Source organism: Clostridia bacterium, from assembly GCA_017410375.1.
GTDB lineage: Bacteria > Bacillota > Clostridia > RGIG6154 > RGIG6154 > RGIG6154.
The window spans coordinates 13,640-27,523 of record JAFQQW010000016.1 but is presented as its reverse complement, the minus strand read 5'-3'; the positions used below and the strand labels follow the sequence as shown (position 1 = coordinate 27,523).

The window sequence follows — 13,884 nt, the reverse complement described above, 5'->3', positions numbered from 1 at the left end:
CTCTCTATTCGCTTAGTTCACCAAGCATATCGTAGTCAAGCACATCAGTTAATTTTACATCATAAAACCCACCGATGTCAAGTGTTTTCTCAGAATGTACAAAAACTTTTGCATCGACATCTATCGAATCTCTGTAGGTTCTTCCGAAATAAAGTTTGATAACACGGTCATAGCCTTCAACAAGAACCTTTTCCGTTCTGCCGATTCTTGAATTGTTGTGTGCTTCGACAATCTCATATTGAAGCTCCATGACTTTTTCTTGTCTGAAGATTTTTACATCTTCATCAATTTGGTCGGGCAACTTTGCAGCAGGTGTACCTTCTTCACAACTGAAAGTAAAAGCACCCAGATGTTCAATTTTATATGTTCTGACAAATTTAAGCAACTCGTTAAAAGATTCTTCTGTTTCACCTGGAAATCCAACGATAAGAGATGTACGGATAACCGCATCAGGCATTTTAGACCTGATTTTTTGAATAAGCCCGATAATTTCGGCACCTGTCGTTTTCCTGCCCATTCTTTTCAGAACATCATCTGAAATATGTTGAATCGGAATATCGAAATAACGAACGATTTTCGGGTTTGATGCAATAGCATCTAAAAGTGTGTCGTCTATTTCCTCCGGATACAAATAATGTAATCTAAGCCATTCTAACCCTTCTATCGTCGTAAGCTTTGTGATCAGTTCAGGTAAAGCGTATTTTCCATAGATGTCTTTCCCGTAGCAGGAAACATCCTGCGCAATAATAACAAGCTCTTTTGCGCCGTTTTGAACTAAAAGTTCCGCCTCGTCCAAAATGTTTTCCATTTTTCTGCTTCTGTATTTGCCACGAATAGACGGTATGACACAGTATGTACAATGATTATCGCAACCTTCAGCAATTTTCAGATATGCGGTATAAGGCGGCGTGAGCAAGGTTCGGCAATCCACTTCCAGAGGTGCATTTTCGCACCCTTTTAAATACAAGCCCCTCTTTTTCTCAGCTTGTTCAATCACATCACAAATATCAGCAAAATCGCCTGTACCGCAAACCGCGTCCACTTCAGGGAGTTCATCGAGAACCTCCTGCTTGAACCGCTCCCCCATACAACCTGCTACAATCAAAAGCTTTAATTTTGCATCTTTTTTCAAATCTGCGATATCCAGAATTGTTTCAATTGACTCCTGTTTTGCACTGTCAATAAAACAACAGGTGTTTACAATAATAATTTCTGCATGATTCTGATTTTCAACAATCTCATAACCGGCAGCCTGGAGCTTACCAAGCATAATTTCTGCATCGGTTAAATTCTTGGCGCACCCCAGAGAGATTATGTTGACTTTATTCATAAAATGCCTCCATATAGGTATCGATTGTTTTTTTTGCTTGTTCGTAGTTAAAACCGCGTTGTGCCAGAAACCGCAGTGCTTTCTGATAATCTTCATCTGAAATGGGTTGGTTCCGCATTTTTGTACGCAGAACATCCACTGCAGAGTCTGTGTTCTCCACATATTGCAGAACTTCTGCAATAATCTCGGACGAAATACCTTTTTCAAACAGCTTTTGTTTAATCTTTAAAGGTCCATACTTCTGTTTGACTTCCGAAACATACATTTGTGCAAACAAAGCATCATCTACATAGTTATAGCGTTTCAGCTCAGAGATAGAAAAACCAACACTATCTTCAGAAAAACCTTTTGAAGAGAGTTTTTTTCGCAAATCGCGTTCTGTGTACATTCTGCTCTGTGCAAGAGAAAGGGCTGTTTGCAGGCATTTAGAACTCTCGGAACGCATCATTATGCGTTCAATATCGCTTTCAGATAAAATCTGACCAACCGACAAGCTTTCCTTTAACAAATCAACGCCATCAAGACTAAAAGCGTATTGACCGTTGACATACACAGAAAAACGTTCCTGATTTTTCTGTTGTTGTTTGATGTCTGTGATTTTATTCTGCATCGTTTGTCACCGCGTCGTCAGTTGTATCTTTTGTTCCTTTGCGGTTTTTAGCGGTGTTTTCTTCAATGACTTTCATAACCTTTGCCTTGATTTCTTCCTGTAATTCAGGATTATCGTTAAGGAATGCTTTTGCGGCATCCTTACCCTGTCCCATTCTCTGCTCGCCGTAAGAGAACCAAGCGCCGGCTTTGGTTACAATATCAAATTCAACTGCATAATCCAAAATCACACCTTCGGTAGAAACGCCTTCGCCGAAAATAATATCAAAGAATGCTTCTTTAAAAGGAGCAGCTACTTTGTTTTTTACAACCTTAACCTTGGTACGGTTACCAATAACATCGCCACCAACTTTGAGTGTTTCTGCTTTGCGAACTTCCAGACGAACACTGGAAGCGAATTTCAAAGCACGGCCACCGGTGGTAACTTCGGGATTACCGTAAATAACACCAACTTTTTCACGAAGCTGGTTAATAAAAATAACAACCGTATTGGTTTTGCTTATGTAGCCGGTAAGCTTTCTTAACGCCTGTGCCATAAGTCTTGCATGTGCCCCCACATGGCTGTCGCCCATCAAGCCCTCAATTTCAGATTTGGGAACCAGTGCTGCAACAGAGTCAATAACAATCATATCCACAGCACCGCTACGAACCAATGTATCGGTAATTTCCAGAGCTTCTTCACCGGAATTTGGCTGAGAAATAAGCAGGTTGTCAATGTCAACCCCCAACAATTCTGCATATTCAGGGTCTAATGCATGCTCGGCGTCAATAAATGCCACATCGCCACCACGACGCTGTGCTGCTGCAATTGCACAAAGCGAAACAGTTGTTTTACCGGAAGATTCAGGTCCGAAAATTTCGATAATTCTTCCTTTGGGCAAGCCACCTACGCCCATAGCGAGGTCAAGGCTTAAAATATCTGTCGGAATAACATCTACGTTCATACGTTTGGTGTTGCCCAAACGATCTATGGCGCCTTTGCCGAACTGTTTTTCGATATCTTTCATTGCACTTTCCAGCGCTTTTTTCTTCTGATCACTCATATCTTTTTCTCTCCCTCTTATTTAAAAATAGAAAACCAAGTTGTTGAAACATTATATTTTGTATATTATACCATAAGTGCAAGCCGTAGTCGGCTTGCTTCATCACTCCGTGGTACAATAATTGCATAAATGTAAAACACGAAGTGTTTTTTCTTTGGTCGCAATTATTATACCATATAAACACATCAAAAGTCAATCAAAACACTATATTTTGTTATCAAAACAATCAGTTTATTAACTTTTTCAAATCCGCTTCTGTTAAAATCGGGATGCCGAGCGCGTTTGCTTTGTCCAGTTTACTGCCTGCAGCTTCGCCGGCCACAACATAGTCTGTCTTTTTAGAAACAGATCCCGAAACCTTTCCGCCGACCGATTCAATCAGTTCTGTAGCCTCTTTCCGTCCCATAGTAGGCAAAGTGCCTGTAAGAACAAAGGTTTTTCCGGAAATGTTTTCATTTGTTTTGATTTCTGTCAAACACGAAAAATTAAGGCCTTGTTCTTTTAACACCTGAATTTCATGCAAATTTTGTTCTTGTGCAAAAAAAGTTAATAAACTGCGCGCCATCACGTCGCCAATGTCGTCGATAGATACCAAATCTTCATATTCCGCATGCAACAGTGCATCTAAATTACGGAATGTTAAAGCGAGAACTTTTGAAGCTTTCAATCCGATGTGACGAATACCGAAACCAAATAGAAGTTTGAATAAATCATTATGCTTGCTTGCATCTATTGCCTTTAACAGATTGTTTGCAGAAATATCCGCAAAACCTTCGAGCTGAACAACATCTTCGAACGAAAGGCTGTATAAATCGGAAACGGATTTAATCAATTTATTTTCAACAAGCTGTTGTACAATTGCAGGTCCCAATCCATCAATGTTCATCGCATCTCTGGATGCAAAATGCTCAATGGTGCGCACAAGCTGTGCCGGACATTCTAATCCCGTGCAACGCACTGCTGCCTCCCCTTCCTCACGGACAGCTTTGCCGCCACAGACAGGACATGTTTCAGGCATGAAGAAAATACGTTCTGTTCCGTTTCTTTTTTCGGGAAGAACACGTACCACCTCGGGAATAATGTCTCCGGCTTTTTGAATTACAACGGTATCACCAATACGAATATCCTTATCGGTAATAAAATCAATATTGTGAAGCGTTGCGCGCGAAACAGTACTTCCGGCAATGAATACGGGTTTAAGATTTGCAGCAGGCGTTAAAACACCTGTTCTTCCTACCTGCACCACAATATCTTCTACAACTGTTTCTTTCTGTTCGGGCGGATATTTATATGCAACAGCCCATTTAGGTGCTTTAACGGTTTCGCCAAGTTCTTCACGCTGTGCGAAATTATTGATTTTCACAACCGCACCGTCTATATCATATGGCAGTTCTGTTCTGATTTTTCCGAAATATTCAATACACGCAACAACTTCATCGCCATTATGACAAACTTTTGAAAGTGGATTGATTTTAAAGCCCAATTCTTCTAAAAATTTGAGCGATTGCATATGTTCTGTTAACTGAACATCTTCTATTTGTTGAATATTAAAAACAAAAATATCCAGTTTTCTGGAAGCGGTGATACGACTGTCTAACTGCCGCAAAGAACCTGCCGCTGCATTTCGTGGGTTTGCAAAAAGGCTCTCACCCATCTCTTCACGTTCGGTGTTTAATCGCAAAAATTCGCTTTTAGGCATAAAAACTTCGCCGCGCACTTCTATGTTGAGCGGTTGATTTAATTTCATTGGGATAGAAGTGATTGTTTTTAAGTTTTGCGTGATATCTTCTCCAACAATTCCGTCACCGCGTGTTGAACCGCGTTTAAAAACACCGTTTTCATACTCAAGAGAGACGGACAAGCCGTCAATTTTAAGTTCTGTAACATATTCGTAAGAATTATTCAAAGCATCCGAAACTCGTTGGTCGAACTCGCGAAATTCATTAAAATCAAACACATCGTTTAAGCTTTGCATTTGCACCGAATGTGTTACTTTTTCAAATTCGGACAAAACATGGTCGCCAACGCGTTGTGTTGGCGAAAAAGGTAAAATCAAATCCGGATTTTCTGCTTCTAATGCTTCAAGTTCCCGATACAGCATATCGTATTCATAGTCGCTTATGGTCGGGTTATCCTCAACATAATATCTTCGTGCATGCTCATTCAGCTCCTCAACGAGCTGTTCAATCCGATGCTCAATTTTCTGCATGTTTATACACCTGCCTATCTTGAAATAGTATATCACAAATTCATCTAAGATGCAATATCCAAAATTGTATTTGCACCCGTATCCTCTGCCCCTTCTACATTGGTATAAGCATCCGGAACATCGCCGACGATTACAGTCTGAACCAATGGAACGGTTGTTGTGACATCAAAGCTTTCCGAACCGACCGGCAACAAAAGTTTTACTGCGATTTTCGCTTTAATGCTCAGCTTATACAACGTTTGATTTATCCCGTTACTTTTCAGTTCGCTCACAAAATCAGACGATAGAATTTCAATCGGAATAACCAACACCGGAACACGGATACCAAACGGAACATAGGTATACCCGTAAGATGAAAATGGTGACATGAGAATTGTTTCTTTTCCGTATTTTGTTATTTGTTCCAGCACAGTCTGTGAAAAATCAGCTTTAAAGCGGTTTGCTGTTACAGAGTTTAGTGTGACTGAAGCGATTGTACCGTCTTGCTTTTTATCGATAACGAAAAATGAGTTTTCCGCATATGCTTCATTTTGTAAAATTGTATCAACTGCGTTATTTATCGCACTAATTGCTACGTAATTGGCTTTAACACGTGCCTTCTCCTTTATTGTCCCGCTATAACAGGTGTTATATATAAATAAATACAGAGCAATGGCGAAAAAAACAACAACCATCAGATTAATCCATTTTTTACGCAATGTATAGACTCTTTTTTGCCGGCAAAAAAGACGCACAAACATCACCTCAAGATATTTTATGTTAAAGCAAAAAATAAATTGCAGATTCAATCAAAATCTGCAATTTATTTTTAATTTAAGGTTTCTTATTTAATAGATTCTTCGTATGCCTTAATCATTTTCTTAACCATCTGACCGCCAACACTGCCGGCTTCTCTGGAAGAAAGGTCACCGTTGTAGCCTTGCTTCAAGTTTACGCCAACTTCGTTCGCTGCTTCCATTTTGAATTTTTCCATTGCTGCCTTAGCTTCAGGCACTACAATTTTGTTGTTGCTTTTAGCCATTTTTAAAACACTCCTTGATTTTATTTGTGACCGAAATCACACTACTATTGTCTGTAGCCGAAAAAATAAAATACAAGTATGTTTTTGTAAAAAATTAAAAATTTGGAAAGAAAACAATTATTTTTTGTTAAAGACGTATACCTTACTGTCATAGTCATGTGCATGAACCGTTGTGATACCAAAATGCATCAGATAGTCACCGCCGAAAATCTCACCGGTTTCTTCAAGTTCATACTTCGCATCTGCGTCTAATCCCTGTAATTTGATATGGTCAAGTACAGGGTTTGCTTTGCCATCCATGGTGTAGTCGAACAAAACAACCTGCTTCTTGTCTTCTGAAATATACTGCCATGCCGTATTCTGCGTAGACTTATCAAAGGGTGAACGGATTCTGTACATATCACCGTAATGCACGGTTTTACGGATTTTTTTATAAAAAGCTACCTGATTTACAACTTCGTTAAAATCGTTTTCAGAAAGCTTATTCAAATCCAGCTCATAACCAAACTGACCTGCCATAGCAACATTTCCGCGCAACGTAATGGGTGTCGTTCTTCCCACCTGATGATTCGGAACTGCAGAAACGTGCGCACCCATTGCAGATGCAGGATAAACAAGACTGGTTCCGTGCTGAATGTACATGCGTTCAATTGCATCAGAGTTATCACTTGTCCAAACCTGCGGAGAATAGTACAGCATTGCAGGGTCATAGCGACCGCCACCGCCACTGCAGCCTTCAAACAAAACGTCCGGGAATTTGGATGTGATTCTTTCAAGTACATCATAAAGACCCAGTACATAGCGGTGCGCAATCTCTCCCTGCTGATCGGCAGGATATGCAAGTGAACCGAATTCGGAAAGATAACGGTTCATATCCCATTTTACATAAGAAATATTTGCGCGTCCCAAAACACCGCAAACAGTTTCAACTATGTAATCACAAACCTCTTTTCTGGATAAGTCAAGAACATACTGGTGTCTGCCAAGACTCTTTGCACGTCCGGGTGTTGCAATACACCAGTCAGGATGTGCGCGGAACAAATCGCTATCTTCCGAAATCATTTCAGGCTCAAACCACAAGCCAAAACGCATGCCTAAACCGTTTACGCGGTTGGCAAGGCTGGTCAGACCTTTCGGAAGCTTGTTTTTGTCCTCGTACCAGTCACCAAGAGATGTGGTGTCGTCATTACGCTTGCCAAACCAACCGTCATCCAAAACCATAAGATCGATGCCTGCTGATTTTGCTTTTTCTGCGATTTTTGCAATTTTATCTTCATCAAACCCAAAATAGGTTGCTTCCCAGTTGTTGATTAAAACAGGTCGTTCTGCATCACGATATTTGCCTCGGCAAATGCGACTTCTGTACAAACTGTGATAGATTCGGGACATTTTGCCTAAACCGTCTGCAGAATACACCAAAACAGCTTCAGGTGTCTGAAAATCCTCGCCGGGATTTAAATTCCAGCAAAAATCAAGCGGATTGATACCCATATATACACGCGTTGTATCCTGACCGTTTACATCCACACCTGCCACAAAATTACCGCTGTAAACCAAGCTGAAGCCGTACACTTCACCGGATTCTTCGGTGGTTTCGGGTCTTGCAAGAGCAATAAAATTGTTCTGAATGTGGCTGGTTGTGCCTTTTGCACTCGAAACTTCGATTTTAGTACGGGCAAGCTTGGTTTTGTTGATATGTCTTTCTCTCGCCCATGAACCTGCCAGATTGATAAAATCAAAATTCATGTCCGGCAAATCCACACTCATACTCATCACAGATTTTAACTTAATGCAGGAAACACCTTCGTTGATATAACGAATACTTCTTGCAATGGCATCGTGATTTTCAAATACAGTATAGCTGAGAATTGCTTTAAGACCCGAAACCGAGTCTTTTAAATCAATTTCAAGGGTTGTAGCTTCGTTTTCAACTTCTACATAAGTAGCCGGCAAGCCTTTTAATGCAGGTTTACCTTTCATAATACGGTAACCGTCATACCACAATTGTGTAACGGTGCTTCCGCTTTCATACTGGGCATGAAAGGTTGGCGTTCTGTAGTCCGCGCTTCCGTATGTTGAGAACTCAAACAATACATCATTACCACACAAGCCAAGCTTGTCATAAGAATCACTGTTTACAACCGCGTAATTGGAGGTGTGCTTTTGTGCAAGCGCATCGCAATTGGGCATGTATGCAATTTTTTTGCCATAGTGCGCGTGAAATAGATATTTGTCTTCTACAACGCCGATGATATAGCTTGTTTTCGGTGTTTCTAAATAGAAATTCTTGGTTGTTTCTTCAAAACGAATTGCCATAATCAGAAATCTCCTTATTCGTCATATCCGTTCGGATTGTTGCTCTGCCATCTCCAAGAGTCGGCACACATTTCTTTGATGCCGTTTTTTGCTTCCCAACCAAGCTCTTCTTTTGCTTTTGTTGCATCGGAGTAGCAAGTAGCAATATCCCCTTCACGACGAGGCTTGATTGCATAAGGAATTTTTACACCATTTGCTGCTTCAAAGTTTTTAACGATATCCAATACGCTGTAGCCGGTACCTGTACCTAAATTGTATACTTTAAGCCCTGCTTTTTCTTCAATTTTCTTTAAAGCTTTCACATGACCATCCGCAAGGTCTACAACATGGATGTAGTCGCGTACACCTGTGCCGTCATGGGTATCATAATCGTCACCAAACACACCAAGTTCGGGCAATTTGCCAACGGCAACTTGTGTAATGTAAGGCATAAGATTGTTCGGGATACCGTTGGGGTTTTCACCAATTGTACCACTCTTATGTGCACCGATGGGGTTGAAATATCTAAGCAAAATGATGTTCCATTCATTATCTGCAGCCTGGATATCCGACAAAATCTGCTCTAACATGGATTTGGTCCAGCCATAAGGATTGGTGCACTGACCTTTGGGACATTCTTCAGTAATCGGAATAAACGCAGGGTTGCCGTAAACCGTTGCGGAAGAAGAGAAGATAATGTTTTTGCAACCATGGTTACGCATAACATCTACTAGAGTCAAAGTACCGGCGATGTTATTTTCGTAGTATTCCCAAGGTTTACGAACAGATTCGCCAACCGCTTTAAGACCTGCAAAGTGAATTACAGCATCAATTTTTTCAGCCTCAAAGATTTTGTTGAGACCCTCACGGTCAAGAATGTCTACCTTGTGGAACGGAACCGGCTTACCGGTGATTTTGGAAACACGTTCCAAAGACTTTTCGCTGGAGTTAGACAGATTGTCGATGACAACCACATCATAGCCTGCGTTCTGCAATTCTACTACAGTGTGGCTACCAATATAGCCTGCACCGCCTGTTACTAAAATTTTCATAAAAATACCTCCAATTTATATTAATTGATTTAATTTTCATTTTTCATCTGCCGGGAAGCGGATGTTGCATTGCTTACGGATTTCATCCATGGTTCGTAATGTGTTTAGCGTAACGGAATTGTACCATTCGGGTGTTTCATGGTTCAAGATCATCTTGCAAAAAGAATCCACTTCATAGAAAATATCGTATTCCATAGAAGGAATATCTGCCACTTCCCTTTTGCCGTTTCGCAAAATCAGCTCTGCATGAACAGGTGTGCCGACCGGTGAAAACTGTAAAATTCCTTCTTCACCCTGAATTTCGCAAGGCAATTTTGAGTCGGCAATTTTAGAATAGGATACACTTCCGATGAAATCAGGATACTTTAAAATCGCGGATCCACAACCGTCAATGCTGTCTTCTAAAACAAATGCATTGGCTTGTACGGAGATTGGTTTTCCGAAAAGCGCAAGCATAACATGAATGGGATATACACCGATATCCATCAAAGCGCCATTGGAAAGCTCGGGTCTGAACGCGTTTTCAATGATTCCCTTTTTAAAATTGTCATATCGGGATGAATATTGACAATATGTAAATGTTGCCTGTCGAATTTTACCGATTTTATGTAGATTATCCGCAATCCATTTGAATCCCGGTGAGAAAACCGGACGCATCGCTTCCAAGAATAAAACACCGTTTTCTTTTGCCAAAATAAGCAATTCTTCCAATTCAGATGTATTTGTACAAGCCGGTTTTTCACACAAAACGTGTTTTTTGTGCTGAAGCATTAGCTTAGCCTGCTCATAATGGCACGATGTAGGACTTGCAATATATACAACATCTGCATCCGATACAGCCAAATTATTTAAATCGGTAAAAATGCGTTGCGCATCATGTTTTTCACGGAAAGCAATTGCTTTTTCTTCAGAACGGGAATACACGCCGTAAAGAGAAAAATGTTCAGATTGCTTTGCGCCTAAAATCATTTTATCCACAATGCTTCCGGTACCGATTGTTACAAATTTCAATCTCATATTTTTGCCTCATTTTGTCATAACTTTTGTAACTAATTGTTCAAACGCTGTTTTAAATGTCAGATTGTCCTGTTTTGTCCGTTTGCTCATGTTTTTGGTTCTTTTTCCTTCGTTTCTGGCTTTTTGTGCCATAAAACGCTCGTAAAGCATCAAATCCATAGAGTCGGAGTCATAGATTTTTCCGCTTGGATGAATTGCATACACGGATTTGGAAATCAAAAGGGATGCCAAGCCATAATCTTGTGTCACAACAATATCACCTTTTTGGGCAAGCTTCATAATTTTAAAATCTGCACTGTCACGTCCTTTGTCAACTGTGTAAACAGTTGCGTAATCGGATTTTAGTACATGATTCATATCGCTGACCATTATACAAGGAATCGCATTTGTTCTGGCAAAGCTAATAACAATGTCATTAACCGGACAAGCATCTGCATCAATGATTATCTGCATGATGGTCTTCCTCTCGTGCTTTTTCCAGTTGTTTTGCAATTTTACGTTTCACTCTTTGGATGGCGTTGTCAATGCTTTTTGGCTCTTTTTCAAGTAAAACAGCTATCTCTTGATAGGATTTGCCGTTAATATAGTATGTAAGCACCGACTTTTCGAACTCGCTGAGCGTCATGTATATACGTTTTTCGGTAATTCCCAGAGCTTCCTGATTAATCAGAATTTGCTCAGGGTCTAAAATATACTCGGTGCTCAGTAAATCCAACAACGTTTTTTCAGAGTCATCCTCATAAACAGGACGACTTAAAGAAACGTAGGTGTTAAGCGGAATGTGTTTTTGCCTAGTCGCGGTTTTAATCGCAGTAATGATTTGTCTTTTTACACAAAGCTCAGCAAAAGAACGGAAATGCGCCTGCTTTTCCGCATCAAAATCCCGAACAGCCTTAAACAAACCGATCATACCCTCCTGAATAATGTCCTCCCGGTCTGCACCGATTAAAAAATAGGTGCGCGCTTTACCGCGGACAAAATTCTTATACCGCTCCATCAAAACCTCCATGGCTTCAAAATCACCATGTTGCGCTTTTTGGACCAGTTCGACATCTTCTAACGTATTATAATCCATACACGCCACTCCAACACCATTTTTTACACATCAGCTGCTTTCATGCGTTCCGCCTGATCTGCTGTCACCAATGCGTCAATCACTTCGTTTAAATCACCATCTAAAATAGTTTCAAGACGATGCAATGTAAGACCGATTCTGTGGTCTGTCACACGCCCCTGTGGAAAATTATAGGTTCGGATGCGTTCACTTCTGTCCCCTGTCCCAACCTGACTTTTTCGTTGACTTGCAATTTCACTGTGTTGTTGCTCCTGCATCAGGTCAAACAGACGGGAGCGCAGAATTTTCATTGCCTTGTCTTTGTTTTTGTGCTGCGATTTTTCATCCTGGCAAGATACCACCAACCCGGTAGGTAAATGTGTGATTCGCACAGCAGAGTCGGTTGTGTTTACACACTGTCCGCCCGGTCCGCCTGCACGGAACACATCAATACGTAAATCATTTGCATTGATCTCCACTTCTACCTCTTCTACTTCAGGTAGAACAGCAACCGTTACCGTGGATGTGTGAATACGTCCACCCGATTCGGTTGTAGGAATTCGCTGTACACGATGTACACCGCTTTCAAACTTCAAACGACTGTACGCACCTTTTCCGTTGATGGAAAACGAAACTTCTTTTACACCGCCCATTTCAGTAATGTTTGAAGAAAGCATTTCAATTTTCCAGTTGTTGCGTTCCGCATAACGGGTGTACATGCGCATCAGGTCTGCACCAAAAAGAGCTGCCTCATCACCGCCTGCACCACCGCGTATTTCCACAATAACATTCTTGTCATCATCCGGATTTTTAGGCAATAGCAAAACTTTAAGTTCTTCTGAGAGGGCTTCTAATTGCTCTTTTGCATCAAGAATCTCCATCTCCAGCATTTCTTTAAATTCGGGATCAGGATTATCTTCAAGCATCAGCTTTGCATCCTGCTGATCCTGTGCAATTTTTTTATAACGCATATAGGTTTCCGCAATAGGTTGCAATTCAGCATGGTCTTTGTAGAGTTTTGTCATTTCCTGCGGATTGGAAAGCACTTCTGCCGAGGAAAGCTTTGCAGAGATTTCTTCAAAGCGCACCAGAATGCCATCTAATTTTTCTAACATATAAACCTCACTTAGTTTTTCTGTGCAGACATTTTTAAGAATGCATTAATAAAGCCATCCAGTTCGCCATCCATCACCGCACCAATGTTACCCATTTCAAAACCGGTTCTGTGGTCTTTCACAAGATTATACGGATGGAAAACATAGGAGCGAATCTGACTACCCCATGCGATATCCTTTTGTTCGCCTTTAATGCCATCAATTTTTGCTTGCTGTTCTTGCTCTTTCAGTTCAATCAACTTGGATTTGAGCATTTTCATTGCCATATCCTTATTTTTATGCTGAGAACGTTCGTTCTGGCAGGATACAACAATACCTGTCGGAAAATGGGTAATACGAATCGCCGAGTCGGTTTTGTTGATGTGCTGACCGCCTGCACCGCTGGCACGATAGGTGTCAATACGGATTTCATCTGCAGCAATTTCGATACTGGTGTCATCTTCAATTTCGGGCATAACTTCAAGACTGGCAAACGAAGTATGGCGTCTGCCGGAAGAGTCAAAAGGAGAAATACGAACCAAACGGTGTACCCCTTTTTCAGCACGGCAATAACCGTAAGCATTTAAACCGGACACTTGGAATGTAATGCTCTTGATGCCCGCTTCATCACCTTCTAAAAAGTCTAAAACGGTTACAGTATATCCTGTCTTTTCAGCCCATCTTGAATACATGCGGTATAGCATTTCGCACCAATCCTGTGCTTCGGTGCCACCTGCACCTGCATGCAGCGTTAGAATAGCATTGTTTGCATCATATTCGCCAGAAAGAAGTGTTTGCAAGGTCATGGTTTCTACTTTGTCCTGTAATTCTTTCAAACCTGTTTTCACTTCATCCAGTACAGAAAGGTCTTCTTCCTCATTGCCAAGTTCAACAAGTGTAAGCAAGTCTTCCCAGCTTGTATAAAGCTGGTCATACTGTTCTACCTTGTTTTTAAGCTGTTTGATTTTCTGCAACACCTTTTGTGATTCTTCCATGTTGTCCCAGAATGCAGGGTCTGCAGATTCTTTTTCCAATTCTTCAATTTTCAAACTCGTGCCGGCAATGTCAAAGTGAATCCCTCAGTTCTTCAATGCCGCCTTTCATGCTTTCAAGCGTCAAACGATATTCGTCAAATTCCAGCATTTCTTTCACTTCCTTTT

General features: G+C 40.9%; 13 protein-coding genes. All 13 read right to left on the bottom strand.

Going from position 1 to position 13,884, the window contains the following annotated elements:
- Positions 1-4 precede the first annotated feature (4 nt).
- The 13 genes from rimO to prfB all read right to left on the bottom strand — a co-directional run bounded on the left by rimO (position 5) and on the right by prfB (position 13,867).
- Positions 5-1,330, bottom strand: coding sequence for a 30S ribosomal protein S12 methylthiotransferase RimO (gene rimO, locus IJE10_02150; protein MBQ2966910.1), 1,326 nt, complete (start codon positions 1,328-1,330; stop codon positions 5-7).
- Positions 1,323-1,940 carry a regulatory protein RecX gene (locus tag IJE10_02145; GenBank protein MBQ2966909.1) on the bottom strand — a complete coding sequence of 206 codons (618 nt, stop codon included), beginning with the start codon at positions 1,938-1,940 and terminating at the stop codon, positions 1,323-1,325. Before IJE10_02145 ends, rimO begins: the two co-directional genes overlap by 8 nt.
- Positions 1,930-2,982, bottom strand: a complete 1,053-nt coding sequence (recA, locus tag IJE10_02140; GenBank protein ID MBQ2966908.1) for a recombinase RecA — start codon at positions 2,980-2,982, stop codon at positions 1,930-1,932. Before recA ends, IJE10_02145 begins: the two co-directional genes overlap by 11 nt.
- A gap of 226 nt (positions 2,983-3,208) precedes the next feature.
- On the bottom strand, positions 3,209-5,191 hold the full coding sequence (gene ligA / locus IJE10_02135) for an NAD-dependent DNA ligase LigA (protein MBQ2966907.1): 1,983 nt from the start codon (positions 5,189-5,191) through the stop codon (positions 3,209-3,211).
- A gap of 44 nt (positions 5,192-5,235) precedes the next feature.
- A complete protein-coding gene (locus IJE10_02130; GenBank protein MBQ2966906.1) occupies positions 5,236-5,889 on the bottom strand; it encodes a hypothetical protein in 654 nt (217 codons plus the stop codon).
- Positions 5,890-6,014: 125 nt separating this feature from the next.
- On the bottom strand, positions 6,015-6,212 hold the full coding sequence (locus IJE10_02125; protein ID MBQ2966905.1) for an alpha/beta-type small acid-soluble spore protein: 198 nt from the start codon (positions 6,210-6,212) through the stop codon (positions 6,015-6,017).
- Between the two features lie 117 nt (positions 6,213-6,329).
- Positions 6,330-8,528, bottom strand: coding sequence for an alpha-galactosidase (locus IJE10_02120; GenBank protein MBQ2966904.1), 2,199 nt, complete (start codon positions 8,526-8,528; stop codon positions 6,330-6,332).
- A gap of 14 nt (positions 8,529-8,542) precedes the next feature.
- Entirely contained in the window at positions 8,543-9,559 is a 1,017-nt protein-coding gene (gene galE, locus IJE10_02115) for a UDP-glucose 4-epimerase GalE (protein MBQ2966903.1), read from the bottom strand.
- 36 nt (positions 9,560-9,595) lie between these two features.
- Positions 9,596-10,576 (bottom strand): Gfo/Idh/MocA family oxidoreductase, encoded by a 981-nt coding sequence (locus IJE10_02110; GenBank protein ID MBQ2966902.1) that lies wholly within the window; start codon positions 10,574-10,576, stop codon positions 9,596-9,598.
- A 9-nt stretch (positions 10,577-10,585) separates the two neighbouring features.
- The gene (locus IJE10_02105) at positions 10,586-11,029 is read right to left on the bottom strand and encodes a YaiI/YqxD family protein (GenBank protein MBQ2966901.1); all 444 of its coding nucleotides are present in this window, start codon (positions 11,027-11,029) and stop codon (positions 10,586-10,588) included.
- Positions 11,013-11,651 carry an RNA polymerase sporulation sigma factor SigH gene (gene sigH / locus IJE10_02100; GenBank protein ID MBQ2966900.1) on the bottom strand — a complete coding sequence of 213 codons (639 nt, stop codon included), beginning with the start codon at positions 11,649-11,651 and terminating at the stop codon, positions 11,013-11,015. Before sigH ends, IJE10_02105 begins: the two co-directional genes overlap by 17 nt.
- Before the next feature lie 23 nt (positions 11,652-11,674).
- Positions 11,675-12,745, bottom strand: coding sequence for a peptide chain release factor 1 (prfA, locus tag IJE10_02095; GenBank protein MBQ2966899.1), 1,071 nt, complete (start codon positions 12,743-12,745; stop codon positions 11,675-11,677).
- A gap of 11 nt (positions 12,746-12,756) precedes the next feature.
- Positions 12,757-13,867 (bottom strand): peptide chain release factor 2 gene (prfB, locus tag IJE10_02090; protein MBQ2966898.1). Its coding sequence is split into 2 segments (ribosomal slippage): positions 12,757-13,791 and positions 13,793-13,867, totalling 1,110 coding nucleotides; the frame shifts between segments, so codons are not numbered across the junction.
- Between the last annotated feature and the right edge of the window lie 17 nt (positions 13,868-13,884).